Genomic DNA, 13,409 nt, shown 5'->3' with positions numbered 1-13,409 from the left:
TCATTTCATCAGGACTACTAAAGTATGCGTATCGTCGATCTCATCGAGAAGAAACGGAACGGCGGCGAACACTCCGCCGAAGAGATTCAGTTCCTGATTGGCAACTATGTCTGCGGAGGCGTGCCGGAGTATCAGATCAGCGCGTGGCTGATGGCCGTGGTGTGGCGCGGCATGACCGACGCCGAGACGTTCGCGCTTACGCGGGCCATGGTGGCGTCTGGAGAGACACTGGACCTGTCCGGCATTCCTGGCCCAACGCTGGATAAGCACAGCACGGGTGGGGTGGGTGACAAAACAACACTGGCCGCCGTGCCGATCCTCGCCGCCGGAGGTGTGTTCATGGCGAAGATGTCCGGACGCGGGCTTGGGCGCACTGGCGGCACGCTGGACAAGCTCGAATCGATCCCGGGAACGCGCACGAATATCTCCATCCCCGATATCCTGCGCCAGACGGCGACGGTCGGCGCCTGTCTCTGCGGCCAGACAGACACCCTCGTCCCGGCCGACCGCCTGCTGTATGCGCTTCGGGACTCGACCGCCACGGTCGAATCATTGCCTTTGGTTGCCGCAAGCATTATGAGCAAGAAGCTGGCTGGCGGCGCCGCCAATCTCCTGCTGGACGTGAAGGTCGGCAGCGGCGCGTTCATGAAGACTTTGGAGGATGGGCGAGCGCTGGCCGAACTGATGGTTCGCATCGGCGAAGCCGAAGGACGCCGCGTGGTGGCCATGATTACGGATATGAACGCGCCGCTTGGCTTTAACGTTGGCAACGCCGTGGAAGTCAAGGAGATCGTTGCGCTTCTCAAGGGCAATCCCTGGATCGAGGCGCATCTGAACTTTCTTGTCCGAACAATCTGCGGGATCGGCTTCGTTCTCGCAGGCCGCTGCAAGACGCAGTCCGAAGGGGAGGCGCTGACCCACGAACTGATCACATCCGGCGCCGCATTCGACAAACTCTGCCAAATTGTCTCCGCGCAGGGCGGAGACACCGAATATCTCCTACGCATGGTCAAGCAGCAAGTCGCGCGCTTCAAATACGATGTGCGCGCGCCGAGGGCCGGATATATTCACGGCATCGACGCCAGCGAGATCGGCATGGCGGCGATGGTGCTGGGCGCAGGCAGGAAAGACAAGGATGACGTGATCGACGCCTCGGCGGGCGTATTGATCCGGCATCCGATTGGAAAGCAGATCGAGGCGGACAACGTGATCGCCTCACTGCACTCCAACTGCGAGATTTCGATCCGCGAGGCGACATCCATCGTTCAGGGGGCGTTTGATATCCGGGACACCGCTCCCGAACTGCGTCCGCTGGTTTACGAAACGATCGGGCTCTAACGCTCGTCGGTACTCAGAAGCTTCAGTGCAAACTTGGGATTGTAGTTCTTATCGCACGCGCCGCAGGACGCCTGGCGGATGCGTCGGTTTCGGTGGACGCGGCGGCCGCAGATGGGGCAGCCGTAGACATATCGGTGCGGTGTGCGTGGCGGCGTGAGCGGAGAGGCGGCGTAACGCTTTGTTACTCCCAGCTGCGCCGCTAAATTCCAAAACGCCTTCGAGTGGTTTGGATGCTTGATGTGCGCCACTTCGTGACGGAACGTATTCAGTGCTTCTTCCCACCCATGCTCTAGGTATGCCTGCCAGCTGAGCACGATCCGGTGTCGCTGCGGCTGATAATATCCCCCGTACGCCTTGCGTCGCGAAATAACGATCGTGGGACAGATCAGTTCATTCTCAAAATACTCCTGGTTGAGCCGGTCGAATTCCTCGTGTATCGCTGCAAGAAGCTGCGATTCCGTCAGCTCGCGTGCGGGAAGGGCGGGGGAGGGGGGCGGCGCTCCGACTTGAATTTGCATGGCCTTCATCACCAGAGATTATACCTCCTGTCCCGCACGGACAATCTCGTTTGGCGAAGGTTTCCAGACGGCCAAGCGCGGGTACATACGGATATCGTTCGCCGCAATTCACTGACGTCAACGATGAAGGAGTATCCACGATGTCTTCGATGCCTATTATGCGCTGCTTTTGCGCGGTCGCCTTTACCGCGGCCATCTTTGCCGCCGGTTGCAGCAACAATGACGCCGCTGAGAACCAGCCGCCGACGGTTGTGACCAACACGACCACGACTACGCCTGTTCCCGTCGCTGTACCGGCGGGTACGACCACTGTGACCACCCCGGGAGCCACAACGACCGTGGTCGGCGGCGTCCCGCAGACCAACAACACCAACGCTGGTCCTGGCGGCGCCACAGGGCTGGATTCCACGACCGGCGACGCCGTGCTGAAAACGATTCACACGAATGTCCAGATGACCGGATCGCGCATTCTCGCTACGGCTGATGGGACTGGTACGGTTCGCCTGACGGGAACGGCGCAGAACCAGCAGCAGAAGGCGCTCGCTGAGCGGCTGGCCACCAATACCGCCGGCGTCAGCAGTGTCATCAACAAGATTGAAATCGTCGCCACCGGCGGCGTCAAGACTCCGCCGCCGGCTCCTAAAGTGAAGGTGGTTGAGAAGACGCACATTGTTGTTGTCCACGACAAAGCGGCTGCTCCGCCCCCGCCTCCCGCCGACGGTTCAACGCCGGCCCCGGCCACGACGGATGACAGCGCCAGCCCCACGACGGCCCCGCCGCCCACCAGCTCCGGAATGTAATCGAAACGATCCGCCTTCGGGAAAATCTTTTCCGAAGGCTGGGTCGCCGTCTTTGCTTTGTTTTCGCCGCGTTGACGGACTCTTCTTCGCATGCTACAATACACCAACGACGAAGTATTTGTTGGAGAATGGAAGCGGCGATGCGATTCAAAACACTGCTCCTTTTTGGAGCCCCCGGAAGCGGCAAGGGAACGCAGGGCACGATCCTAGGAAATATTCCCGGGTATGTCCATGTGGCCTGCGGCGATGTCTTCCGTAACCTGCGCGTCGGCTCGCCTTTGGGGAAAGTCTTCCTGGATTACAGCAGCCGGGGCAGCCTGGTTCCTGACGACTTTACGGTTCAGCTCTGGCGGGCGCACATCGATGGCCTGGTGAGCCTTCAGAAGCTTGATCCGAACTACGACACCCTGATCCTGGATGGTATTCCCCGCAATGTCGCACAGGCGCGCTTGATGGACGATTATATCGATGTCCAGCGCGTGTATTATCTCAACTGCGAAGACCGTCAGAAGGTCATGACGCGTTTGAAGCGGCGTGCACTGCACGAGAACCGTCTGGACGATGCGTCGGACAAGGTGATCGAACATCGCCTTTATGTCTACGAAGCGGAAACGGCGCCCGTGCTTGGGTATTATCCAGAGGAAAAGATCCGCAGGATCGATACCGGGCGGACGCCCGTAGAAGTCCTTGCCGACATTCTTTCGGACCTGAGGTCGCTGAAACTGCTGACGCAGGACGAGGAAATGTCCTGAGCGGGAACAAATTTCCGCAAAAATCAGTGATAATAGTATCCACAACATGGGGGCGATAGGTTTCGACTGAGAGATTGGTTGCTCAGGTCGCGAGCCGAGGCGCCGCTGGCCTCGTTAAAAGCGGCAAAAAAACAAACGCGAACACTAAGTTCACCACAGCCCGTACTTCGTACGCGCTGGCTGCCTAACTAACCCTTAGGTAGTATTGCGCCGCCCTCGGGCGGTCCGTCTCCTCTTATCAAGCCCGCCGGTAAGACTGAGGCGTAAATAAACGGGATTACGCTTGAGAGCTGCTTTTCGGCTTAAGCGGACATCAAAGGAAAGATCGCGCGGCTGGCAGCCCGCCAATAGGCGGCCGAAGCGCTAAAACCAAATTGTTGGCTATGCTTGTAGACGCCTGGGTTTTCGCTACTTAGGACGAGGGTTCAACTCCCTCCGCCTCCACCATGTTCCGCAGCGCCTCCAAAGCCTATTTTGGAGGCGCTGTTTCATTTTCCATGGATGACCCCGTACGTTTATTGACCCCCACGTGAAAAGTATGTTACAATTACGAATCACTCTCCCTCACGCCGGCCACGCCAGGAGTACCCAACGGTCATGAAAATGAGTTTGGACTTTCCAATCGCTCGCCGATTATATACTTATTCCGCTTCTATTATTTCTGCAATCATTCTTTCCGCCGCCGTTATTCCGGCCCACGCCGCCGACAGCGTCCAGCTTGTGGTTGGCGGACAGCCCGTCGCATTCGTCGTCCAGCCTTACCAGGAGAACGATGGAACGGTATTCGCGCCGGTCGATTTTGTCCGTCGCATGGGCGCCAATTATGCGCCGTCGCAAGACGGGAAGAGCGTCGATGTCACGGGGGCAAACGGCGCCAAGCTCACCGTACCGTTCAATATGGTCCATGAACGCTACTGTGTTCCGGTGAAACAGGTGGCGACGGCCCTCGGCGCCTCCGTAGGCTGGAACGATCGCGCGCATACTATGACGCTGCGGGCGAAAATTGAAGTCGTCAAACAGGACAAAGACGGTCTATCGATCTTTACGTCCTATCCGATCTATTACTCGGTGAAGCGTTTGGAGAAGCCGCAGCGGATCTATGTCGACCTGCTGGGCGCCGATTTGGCCTCCTCCCCGGCCACAGTCCCTGCCTCCAATCCCGGCGTGTCTTACATCCGCAGCGGCTCCATTTCCTACAACACAGTTCGGATCGTAGTAGATCTCAAGAAGAACATCGGGTTTAAAGTCGCCAGCACGCCGCTGACCTCCCACGTACAGGTCGCGATGAGCGGTGATGGTGAGCCGCCGCGCGTCGCGTCGCGTCCACAGCCGTCGCCGATCGTACCGATCCCCGTGACGCCGCGCCCGCTTCCCGTCACGCCGCTTCCTGCGGCTCCCCCCGATACTCCTCAGCCTGTGTCCGGTCTGCAAATTACGGATGTCGCCTGCAATGTCGTCAGCGATACTCTGACTCAGATCGTTATCAAGACGACGGGGCAGGGCGACTTCAAAACCGAGACCCTCTCGGCGCCGAATCGTCTCGCGTTCGATCTAGCTGGCGCCTCGCTTTCGGATAATTTGAAGCGTTTGGTCAGCACGGATCACGCGATTATCAAATCGATACGCAGCGGCATTATGAAGGCCGGCGGCAAGCAGTTTGGCCGCGTCGTGCTGGACATGACGAAGCTTGTGGCGTTCGATGTGACGACGCAGCCGTCGGATGAAGGCGTGGACTACGTTATTAACGTACAAACGCCGGGAGGCCCTGAGCCCGGTCCCGCGACTGTTTCTCCCATTCCAGACAGTACGCTTCTCGCCGGCAAGATCATCATGGTCGATCCGGGACACGGCGGCAGCGACTCCGGCGCTGTGGGTATTGGCGGCGCACGCGAAAAAGATCTGACTTTGTCGATCGGGAAAAAGCTGCGCAACCTGCTTGCAAGCAATGGCGCGACGGTCTATATGACCCGTGAGGACGATACCAAGCCGTCAGTCGCGGCTCGGCCGCAGATGGCGATTGCCGCCCGCGCTGATTACTTCATTAGCATTCACTGTGACGACAGCGGCGCGCGCAACTCCCATTCCGGTTCGACGGTGTATTTCCACGCGCAGAACCCCGTGTGCCGCCGGTTCGCTGTCAACGTCATCAACCGAGTTGCCGCAGTCTCAGGAATTCCGCCGAATGGAGTAAAATCGGACACGATTCGCTTCCAAACAGGATTTGGTGTTCTGCGCGGCAGCCCCATGCCCGCAATTCTTGTGGAATGCGGGTATATGAATAGTGAGAACGATCTTTCCAAGCTTCGCACTCCCGCCGTTCAGCAGCATGTCGCCGAAGGCATCGTCGCCGGGCTGCTTGATTTTATCGCCGATGCCGGAAACCGGTAGACACGGATATCACTGATGAGTAAGAACTCGACCCGGATTGTATTGACCGCGCTTTTGCCTCTCGCCGTAATGCTAGGCGCTTGCAACAACCATGGCCCGTCGCCCACATCGCCGCCGGTAACCACGAACCCACCGCCACCCGCCACGACGCCGCAGGGGCCTCCAGCTCCCGTTCATGAGGGCTACATCTATTTGCCGTCTTCCAATGGAACCGGGGATGACAATGAGCTGGTGGCTCAAAAAGTGACGTTCGATAGTCCCGACGATCCGGCGCGCGAAGCGCTGAATGCCCTCGTCGCCGCCAAGGGGACGCCGCTGGCGAGCGGCTCCGAACTGCGCGGCGTCAAGATCGAGGATGGTCTGGCGACAGTAAACTTCTCTCCTGAGTTCAAATCGAACTTCCACGGGAGCGACACACAGGAAGCGCAGGCGATCAACTCCATTTTGAAGACGCTGGGGCAGTTCCCGACAATCTCCAAGGTGCAGATTCTTGTGGACAATGCGGCCGTAGATTCTCTCGGCGGCCATTTCGAAATTTCCGATCCGCTCGATGTGATTCGTACGGCAGTCGACGCTAAGCAGGCGCGCGTTTACCATAAGGCGCAGTCGCATTGACGTTCGCTCTCACACCGGACGCCCCGATCGGCGTCTTTGATTCCGGCCTCGGCGGCCTCAGTGTTCTTCGCGAGATCGAGCGGCAGCTTCCCGCCGAGCGCATCCACTACGTCGCCGACACGGCGAATGTCCCGTACGGCGACAAGCCGATCGAAGTCGTGCGCGCTCTGGCTCTCAAATTGACGGATTATTTGATCGAGAGCGGCGCCAAGATCGTGATCATGGCGTCGGGCACCTCCACGGCCGCCGGGCTCTCCGCCGCGAAGCAAAAATATCCTCTCACAGACATTATCGGGACGATTGATTCCGGCGCACGGACCGCAGTTTACGCGTCGCCCGGCGATATCGGCGTGGTCGCCACCAACGCCACGGCGCGCAGCCTCGCATTTACACGCGCCGTTAACGCCATCGATCCTAAACGTCGAGTAGTAGAGCAGGGGGCGCCCCGTTTCGTGCCGCTGGTCGAAAGCGGCCTTACCGAGTGCGCGGAAGCCGTGGACGCCTCTCTGGAATACCTGCGCCCTCTGGCCCTCGCCGGCGTCCGTGTCATCATCCTTGGCTGTACCCACTTCCCATTTCTTGACGCGGCGCTGACCCAGGCGGCGCGCGACTTAAACTTCCAGCCGCTGTTTGTCGATCCTGCAGCAGAGACCGTTCGGGATGTGAAAGCGATTTTGGATCGCAAGAGTTTGCTGCGCGATCCGCAATTACCTCACACGCCGGTCCGGTTTGACGCCACGGGAGATCCCGAAGACTTTGGGCGTCAGGCTTCCGTACTCTTGAAGCGCGACGCCGGCGTCGTGAATCTTCTGCGTCTGGACGATTGACGCATTCCTTCTCGTCCGTTATAATAGGGCGATAACGCTTATCGGTACGAACAAGCACTATCTTATGTTAGGAGATCCGTCGCCATGCCCCGAGAAGACGGCCGCCCGCTGGACGCCACGCGTCCCACCACGCTCACACGCAGCTACGCCCGCTACGCCGAGGGTTCCTGTCTCATCGAAGTCGGCGAGACCAAGGTGCTGTGCACCGCCAGCGTCGAAGACAAAGTTCCCCCGTTTCTGAAAGGCAAGGGCCAGGGCTGGCTCACCGCCGAATACGCCATGCTTCCCCGCGCCACGCACACTCGCTCCTCGCGCGACGGCGCCAAGCCCAATGGGCGCGGTATTGAGATCCAGCGCCTGATCGGCCGTTCGCTGCGCTCTGTCGTGGATCTCAGCGCGCTCGGTGAGCGCACGATCAGCATCGACTGCGATGTGCTTCAGGCTGATGGCGGCACTCGCACGGCGGCTATCTCGGGCGCCTTCGTGGCGCTCGTGGAAGCGTTCGCCTGGATGAAGGATCAGAAGATGATCCGGACCTTCCCGTTCGACGAATGGGTGGCGGCGGTCTCTGTGGGTGTCGTGAAGGGTGAAGAGCGGTTAGACTTGGCGTACGAAGAGGATTCGCAGGCGGCGGTCGACATGAATGTCGTCATGACCGACACCGGCAAGTACATCGAAGTGCAGGGCACCGCCGAGGGCGCTCCGTTTGACCGGCAGCGCATGAACCGGCTCCTGGATCTGGCGGCGATTGGCTCGCGCAGCATCATCGCCAAGCAGCGGGAGGTCCTCGCGGATCTGCTCTAGTATGCCTACACTGGTCATTGCTACGAATAATACAGGCAAGCGCGAGGATATGCGCCTGCTTCTGGGCGAAGTCCCGGAGCTTCGAGGATTCGAGCTGCTCACCATGCGCGAGGCTGGCTATCCCGATTGGGATCCCGAGGAGACCGGCGCGGACTTTACCGAGAACGCCGTGATCAAGGCTCGCAGCGCGTCCTCAGTGACGGGGCTTCCGGCGCTCGCGGATGATTCCGGCTTGTGCATCGACGCGCTGGACGGCGGGCCGGGGCTGAAGTCCGCTCGCTGGCTCGGCGCAAACGCCAGCGATACCGACAAGAACGCGGCGATCCTGGAGCGAATGTCGGGCCTTGAGCCCGGCGAGCGCGGAGCGCACTTCGTCTGCTCGCTGGCTCTGGCGGCGCCTGACGGCCTTCTGGAAGTGCGCGAAGGGTTCTGTCATGGACGTATCGTTCGGGCGCCCGCTGGCAGCCAGGGGTTCGGTTACGATCCGATTTTTATGCCTGATGGCTTCGATCTGACATTGGCCCAAATGAGCGTTGTAGAAAAAAACGCGATCAGTCATCGGCGAGCCGCATGGCGCGAGTTGGCGCCGATTATGCTAACACACATCCATATAATTTCAGGATTTGCGAATAAAAGTGATGGGAATTTCGTATAGAGAGTCGAATGGCCGTTTGGGAAGGCCATTTATCCGGGTATACCGTAGCAGCCATACGCGACGTTGGCAAAGTAATGGGAATGACAGTGGCTTGGCGCTTTGGGAGACTTGGCGATGCATTTGACGGCAGAAATATTCATGGCGTTTTTCGTGGCGTTCTTCGCCTTGATTACGGTCGGCTTGCTGGCGGCGTTTGTTCTCGCTTTGCGCGCATTGAACAGCAAGATTGATAAATTGACGACAATGGCGGAACCGGCGATCAATAAAGTGAGCGACACGCTCGATACGGTCCAGCGCGTGACAATGAATGTCGGCGAAAAAACGGATGCGATTCTCAGCCGGAGCGAAACGCTGACGGAAAACGTTTCTGGACACGTGGAGCGGACCGCGAGCGTGGTTCAAAATACCGTGACGACACCGCTGATCAATTTGAGCAGCGTCATCGCCGGTGTCAGTAAAGGGTTTGCCGTCTACGGCAATGCGTTCAGCAATAAACAGAACGGACGAGATAAATCGTCAGATCACGCGAAGGAGTAAAAGTAGACATGGCAAAAGATAATGGAAGCGGCGGCGGGTTTTTGGCGGGTTTGGTAATTGGCGGCGCAATTGGCGCAGCGCTGGCTCTCCTGTATGCTCCGCAGCGCGGCGACGATACACGTGATTTTCTGAAGCAAAAATCGGATGAGTATACCGATCTCGCGAAGACCAAGGCGTCGGATCTGACGGAGACGGCGAAGGCAAAAGCCGACGAAGTTTCCGAAAAGGTGAGCGCCGCCGCAGATTCGCTGAAGGCGAAATCCGCCGAGGTTTCGGATACCGTCAAAGCGAAGGCGGAACAGGTCACCGACACCGTCAAATCGACGGCCACCGATCTGTCGCACAAGGCGTCTGATGCGGTTCACACCGCGAAAGACAAAGCGGCCGACGCCCTGCAGTCGGCGAAGGACAGCGCCCAGAACTTGGTTACCAAGGGTAAGGACGCCGTCAACGATCAAAAAGAGATTATTGAAGAAGCGATCGACGCCGGCAAGCAAGCAGCGAGCGATAAAAAACAAGAATTGACGGAAGCAGGGGACGCCGCAGCCGCGCAAGCGGAAGGCTCCTCCGTCGATACCGTCGCCGGCTAATTCCAAAAGGAACATGGCGGCGATTTCGTGGGAGCCTCATTGAGGTTTCCACAGACACCGACAGAATCAGAGAGGAACGTGATTATGGCGAAGCCAGGACCAGTGGCCGGCTCCGAAGGAGCGCGGAAAATTGCTGAGGCGCATCGTGGATCGCATGAGCATGACAAGGAAGGCGGCTTCGCCGCTAACCCGGATCTTGCTCGTGAAGCGGGCCGCAAGGGCGGAGAAACCGTGAAGAACCGCTATGGCCCTACCTTCTATCAGAATATCGGCAAAAAGGGTGGAGAGACCGTCAAGCGCGAGCGCGGCGCGGCTTTCTACGCGGAAATCGGTCGTAAGGGCGGCGAAATGCGCGGCCAGCGCGCCGCCGAGCAGCGTGACGCCAGCGCCGACACCAATGCGGCGCCGGTTGCGCCGCGCAAGCGGGGACGTCCCGCGAAGAACCCGGTCAAGTAAATTTGCCGGCAGTTAGAGCAAAGAACAATTAAAAATCGCGCCTAGCAAATCACGATGCGCCCTTCCGAACCCTCAGCAACGCTTAAAAACACGTTACTGGAGTTCGAAGAGGACGACATACTGATCTTCTAGGCGCGAATTATTTGTGAGTGGACACTTGATTTAAGCGACGGCGATCGCTTCGATTTCGATCGATGCATCGATTGGCAGCCGTGAGATTTGGATTGTCGACCGCGCCGGCTTTACGCCCGTGAAGTAGGTCCCATAGATCTTGTTCATTTCGGCGAACTGCTCCAGGTCCGTCAGGAATACAGTCGTCTTCACAACGTTGTCCAGCGAGAGGCCTTCCTGCTTCAGGAGGGACGCCAGATTGCGCAGGCACTGGCGCACTTGATCTTCAAATCCACCTTCGATCAGACGGCTCGTCGCCGGATCGAGCGGGATCTGGCCGGAAACGTAAATCGTGTCGCCGACACGCACGGCCGGTGAATAGGGCGCTCCCTGCAGCGGTCCGCTCTCCGTAAAAATCCCTTGCTTCTCCATGTATTTCTCCCAGATCGAATTTAAAGCGCCGTGAGCGCATTTCTGGTGTCGATTATGTCCGACGTCGCCCGGAATGTCAAACCGATTTCCGGACGGGCATTGAGAAACCGAACGCGCCCCTTGGCGCCATGTGTTATAATATGTGCTTAGGATTGGTCCACATATGATTATCACACAAACGCCCCTTCGTATCTCCTTCGCCGGTGGCGGCACGGATTTTGGGGGCTACTACCAGAACGCCGGCGGCGCCGTCATCTCCACAGCCATCGACAAGTATATCTACGTCGTGATCAAAGAACGCTTTGACAACAAGATTCGCGTTGGATATACGCGCACCGAGATGGTCAGCGATATCGACGAGATCGAGCATGAACTGGTGCGTGAATGCCTGCGTATGACCGGCATCAAATCCGGCGTCGAGATTGCGACCATGGCCGACATTCCCTCCGAAGGCAGCGGCCTGGGATCATCCAGCACCGTGACCGTAGGGCTGCTCCTGGCGATGTATGCGTTTCAAGGCGAACTTGTGACGGCTAATACTTTAGCAGAACAGGCCTGTCAGATCGAAATAGAGATATTGGGCAAGCCGATCGGTAAGCAGGATCAATATATTGCCGCCTTTGGCAACCTGCGGCGCATCGACTTTCACAAAGATGAAAAAGTCGACACACGGGTTATCGCGCTCACGGAAGAACAGCGCCTTCGGTTCGGGGAATCGATGATGCTGTTTTACACCGGGATTACGCGCAAGGCTGACGAAATCCTCTCGGAGCAGAAGGCGAACATCGTGGATCGCGACATTGTGCTCGGTCAGCTCAAGGCGCAGGTCGATGAGATCGAAGCATGCCTTTTGGAGAATAACGTCTACAAAGTCGGTCGGCTTCTGCACGCCGGCTGGGATTTGAAAAAGCAGATGGCGGGTAAGATCAGCAATCAGGGAATCGACGAGCTGTATGAATCGGCGCTGGATGCGGGGGCGACTGGCGGGAAGATCGCCGGCGCCGGCGGTGGCGGATTCCTGCTGCTGCACTGTCCTGCGGATCGACAGCAATCCGTGCGTCAGGCTCTCTCAGGGCTCAAGGAGCTTCCGTTCAGTCTGGAGCGCGACGGAGCCAAGGTGATCTTGAACGCACGCCGTTAATTTGAGTGAGGAATGAAAGTAATATGGCGGGTTCTTATGAAACGCACAAAGAAGAGCGTGCGTTGATCGTCTCGCTCTCGCTGGCGGGCGGCGAAGACGACAGCTCCATGCGGCTGAATGAGCTGCGCGAGCTCGCAATGACGGCGGGAGCCATTGTCGTCTCCGAGTTCGCGCAAAGTCGGCGCTCGCCCGATATGACCACTTATATCGGGTCGGGCAAAGCGGAAGAATTGAAAGCGGAAGCCAAAGCGGTTGAGGCGGATCTGATCATCTTCGACGATGAGCTTTCGCCGACCCAGCAGCGCAACCTGACCGAACTGCTGGAAAAACGCGTTCTCGATCGCACTCAGCTGATCCTGGACATCTTCGCCCAGCGGGCGCGCACGCGTGAAGGCAAGCTGCAAGTCGAGCTGGCCCAGCTTCTGTATTTGCTTCCACGGCTCTCCTCGCTTTACACGAAGTTCGAACGCCAACAGGGTGGTATCGGTGGACGCGGTCCCGGTGAAACCAAGCTGGAGAGTGATCGCCGCCGCGTCAAGGAGCGGATCTCGCTGCTCGGCAAGGAAATTGAGGAAGTCAAGGAGCAGCGCTCCCAGCAGCGGCAGCTGCGGCACAAGCTCCCGTTTCCAACGTGCGCCCTCGTTGGCTACACATCCGCAGGCAAGAGCACGCTTCTCAATCTGCTGACCGGGGCCGATGTATTCGCCGACAAGAAACTGTTCTCAACACTGGACCCGACCACGCGCCGCGTGGTTCTACCGAACGGCGGCTGGTCCGTTCTGATGACCGACACGGTCGGCTTCATCCGGAACCTTCCGCATAACCTGATCGCCGCCTTCCGCGCAACCCTGGAAGAGGTCATCCAGGCCGATTTCCTGATCCACGTGGTGGACTCGGGACATCCCGAGCGGGACCGGCAGATACGCGCTGTTGAAGAAGTTCTGCGGGAATTGGAAGCGGACCAGAAGCCGACAATCATTGCGTTCAACAAAGCAGACACAGTCAAGGATCAGTACGAGCTGCGCGAACTCGTGACGCAGTATCCCAACGCCTGCTATCTCTCCGCGATCCAACGGGACGGCATTCCGTTCCTGATGGACAAGATTGAGTCGACCCTGCGTTCTCTGCTGGCGTCGGTGACTCTGGAAGTGCCATACGACCGCAGCGACATCGTCGCGCTGTGCTACGAAAACGGCAAAGTGCATTCGGTGGATTATGGTCTGGAGAAGATCGTGGTGAAGGCAGACATCGCAAAAGATCTGGCAGGGCGTCTTGCGCCGTATACACCGGGGTACATTGACTCGCAGCTTTACTGAACTCAGGGGTGGAAACACCCTCCAGTGTTCTACCCACCCCGTCGCTTCGCGCCACCCCTCCCTTGAAGCAGGGAAGGGTATTAGGAATTGATGTCGCAGACGGCTTTCGTCCGAGAATCTCTTTTTCAA

15 protein-coding genes and 1 other RNA gene are annotated in these 13,409 nt (G+C 58.5%); 14 read left to right on the top strand and 2 right to left on the bottom strand.

The window, feature by feature from the left end; translation table 11 throughout:
• Positions 1–24 precede the first annotated feature (24 nt).
• The gene (locus ABIZ35_RS23250; protein ID WP_348222317.1) at positions 25–1,338 is read left to right on the top strand and encodes a thymidine phosphorylase; all 1,314 of its coding nucleotides are present in this window, start codon (positions 25–27) and stop codon (positions 1,336–1,338) included.
• Here the strand turns inward: ABIZ35_RS23250 and ABIZ35_RS23245 are convergent.
• Positions 1,335–1,865, bottom strand: a complete 531-nt coding sequence (locus tag ABIZ35_RS23245) for a SprT-like domain-containing protein (protein WP_348222316.1) — start codon at positions 1,863–1,865, stop codon at positions 1,335–1,337. The two genes, ABIZ35_RS23250 and ABIZ35_RS23245, sit on opposite strands and share 4 nt — an antisense overlap.
• Before the next feature lie 131 nt (positions 1,866–1,996).
• Here ABIZ35_RS23245 and ABIZ35_RS23240 point away from each other — a divergent pair, with 131 nt between their 5' ends.
• The 11 genes from ABIZ35_RS23240 (at position 1,997) to ABIZ35_RS23190 (ending at position 10,280) form a co-directional block, all read left to right on the top strand.
• A complete protein-coding gene (locus ABIZ35_RS23240; RefSeq protein ID WP_348222315.1) occupies positions 1,997–2,656 on the top strand; it encodes a BON domain-containing protein in 660 nt (219 codons plus the stop codon).
• 140 nt (positions 2,657–2,796) lie between these two features.
• Positions 2,797–3,408 carry a nucleoside monophosphate kinase gene (locus tag ABIZ35_RS23235; RefSeq protein WP_348222314.1) on the top strand — a complete coding sequence of 204 codons (612 nt, stop codon included), beginning with the start codon at positions 2,797–2,799 and terminating at the stop codon, positions 3,406–3,408.
• A gap of 48 nt (positions 3,409–3,456) precedes the next feature.
• Positions 3,457–3,855, top strand: a transfer-messenger RNA (tmRNA) gene (gene ssrA, locus ABIZ35_RS23230).
• Positions 3,856–4,005: 150 nt separating this feature from the next.
• A complete protein-coding gene (locus tag ABIZ35_RS23225) occupies positions 4,006–5,796 on the top strand; it encodes an N-acetylmuramoyl-L-alanine amidase (protein WP_348222313.1) in 1,791 nt (596 codons plus the stop codon).
• Positions 5,797–5,811: 15 nt separating this feature from the next.
• A complete protein-coding gene (locus ABIZ35_RS23220) occupies positions 5,812–6,411 on the top strand; it encodes a GerMN domain-containing protein (RefSeq protein ID WP_348222312.1) in 600 nt (199 codons plus the stop codon).
• Positions 6,408–7,238, top strand: a complete 831-nt coding sequence (murI, locus tag ABIZ35_RS23215; RefSeq protein WP_348222311.1) for a glutamate racemase — start codon at positions 6,408–6,410, stop codon at positions 7,236–7,238. Before ABIZ35_RS23220 ends, murI begins: the two co-directional genes overlap by 4 nt.
• A gap of 84 nt (positions 7,239–7,322) precedes the next feature.
• Entirely contained in the window at positions 7,323–8,042 is a 720-nt protein-coding gene (gene rph / locus ABIZ35_RS23210) for a ribonuclease PH (RefSeq protein WP_119319630.1), read from the top strand.
• A 1-nt stretch (position 8,043) separates the two neighbouring features.
• Positions 8,044–8,697 (top strand): RdgB/HAM1 family non-canonical purine NTP pyrophosphatase, encoded by a 654-nt coding sequence (gene rdgB / locus ABIZ35_RS23205; RefSeq protein WP_348222310.1) that lies wholly within the window; start codon positions 8,044–8,046, stop codon positions 8,695–8,697.
• Between the two features lie 114 nt (positions 8,698–8,811).
• The gene (locus tag ABIZ35_RS23200) at positions 8,812–9,234 is read left to right on the top strand and encodes a hypothetical protein (protein ID WP_348222309.1); all 423 of its coding nucleotides are present in this window, start codon (positions 8,812–8,814) and stop codon (positions 9,232–9,234) included.
• An 8-nt stretch (positions 9,235–9,242) separates the two neighbouring features.
• Positions 9,243–9,824: a YtxH domain-containing protein gene (locus ABIZ35_RS23195; protein ID WP_348222308.1), complete on the top strand. Its 582-nt coding sequence runs from the start codon at positions 9,243–9,245 to the stop codon at positions 9,822–9,824.
• 84 nt (positions 9,825–9,908) lie between these two features.
• Entirely contained in the window at positions 9,909–10,280 is a 372-nt protein-coding gene (locus ABIZ35_RS23190) for a KGG domain-containing protein (RefSeq protein ID WP_348222307.1), read from the top strand.
• A gap of 162 nt (positions 10,281–10,442) precedes the next feature.
• Here the strand turns inward: ABIZ35_RS23190 and ABIZ35_RS23185 are convergent, their stop codons facing one another.
• The gene (locus tag ABIZ35_RS23185; protein ID WP_348222306.1) at positions 10,443–10,823 is read right to left on the bottom strand and encodes a RidA family protein; all 381 of its coding nucleotides are present in this window, start codon (positions 10,821–10,823) and stop codon (positions 10,443–10,445) included.
• A 163-nt stretch (positions 10,824–10,986) separates the two neighbouring features.
• Here ABIZ35_RS23185 and ABIZ35_RS23180 point away from each other — a divergent pair, with 163 nt between their 5' ends.
• Positions 10,987–11,964: a GHMP kinase gene (locus tag ABIZ35_RS23180; RefSeq protein WP_348222305.1), complete on the top strand. Its 978-nt coding sequence runs from the start codon at positions 10,987–10,989 to the stop codon at positions 11,962–11,964.
• Positions 11,965–11,987: 23 nt separating this feature from the next.
• A complete protein-coding gene (gene hflX, locus ABIZ35_RS23175) occupies positions 11,988–13,280 on the top strand; it encodes a GTPase HflX (protein WP_348222304.1) in 1,293 nt (430 codons plus the stop codon).
• Positions 13,281–13,409 lie beyond the last annotated feature (129 nt).

It is taken from the genome of Capsulimonas sp. (assembly GCF_039929585.1).
Lineage (GTDB): Bacteria > Armatimonadota > Armatimonadia > Armatimonadales > Capsulimonadaceae > Capsulimonas.
The sequence above is the reverse complement of the archived record's forward strand: the minus strand, read 5'-3'. Positions and strand labels throughout refer to the sequence as shown.

What these genes read in the sequence shown, in the direction of transcription:
- ABIZ35_RS23250 (WP_348222317.1), top strand. Translation starts at nt 25, where the DNA reads ATGCGTATCGTCGATCTCATCGAGAAGAAACGGAACGGCGGCGAACAC.
- ABIZ35_RS23245 (WP_348222316.1), bottom strand. Translation starts at nt 1,865, where the DNA reads ATGAAGGCCATGCAAATTCAAGTCGGAGCGCCGCCCCCCTCCCCCGCC.
- ABIZ35_RS23240 (WP_348222315.1), top strand. Translation starts at nt 1,997, where the DNA reads ATGTCTTCGATGCCTATTATGCGCTGCTTTTGCGCGGTCGCCTTTACC.
- ABIZ35_RS23235 (WP_348222314.1), top strand. Translation starts at nt 2,797, where the DNA reads ATGCGATTCAAAACACTGCTCCTTTTTGGAGCCCCCGGAAGCGGCAAG.
- ABIZ35_RS23225 (WP_348222313.1), top strand. Translation starts at nt 4,006, where the DNA reads ATGAAAATGAGTTTGGACTTTCCAATCGCTCGCCGATTATATACTTAT.
- ABIZ35_RS23220 (WP_348222312.1), top strand. Translation starts at nt 5,812, where the DNA reads ATGAGTAAGAACTCGACCCGGATTGTATTGACCGCGCTTTTGCCTCTC.
- rph (WP_119319630.1), top strand. Translation starts at nt 7,323, where the DNA reads ATGCCCCGAGAAGACGGCCGCCCGCTGGACGCCACGCGTCCCACCACG.
- rdgB (WP_348222310.1), top strand. Translation starts at nt 8,044, where the DNA reads ATGCCTACACTGGTCATTGCTACGAATAATACAGGCAAGCGCGAGGAT.
- ABIZ35_RS23200 (WP_348222309.1), top strand. Translation starts at nt 8,812, where the DNA reads ATGCATTTGACGGCAGAAATATTCATGGCGTTTTTCGTGGCGTTCTTC.
- ABIZ35_RS23195 (WP_348222308.1), top strand. Translation starts at nt 9,243, where the DNA reads ATGGCAAAAGATAATGGAAGCGGCGGCGGGTTTTTGGCGGGTTTGGTA.
- ABIZ35_RS23190 (WP_348222307.1), top strand. Translation starts at nt 9,909, where the DNA reads ATGGCGAAGCCAGGACCAGTGGCCGGCTCCGAAGGAGCGCGGAAAATT.
- ABIZ35_RS23185 (WP_348222306.1), bottom strand. Translation starts at nt 10,823, where the DNA reads ATGGAGAAGCAAGGGATTTTTACGGAGAGCGGACCGCTGCAGGGAGCG.
- ABIZ35_RS23180 (WP_348222305.1), top strand. Translation starts at nt 10,987, where the DNA reads ATGATTATCACACAAACGCCCCTTCGTATCTCCTTCGCCGGTGGCGGC.
- hflX (WP_348222304.1), top strand. Translation starts at nt 11,988, where the DNA reads ATGGCGGGTTCTTATGAAACGCACAAAGAAGAGCGTGCGTTGATCGTC.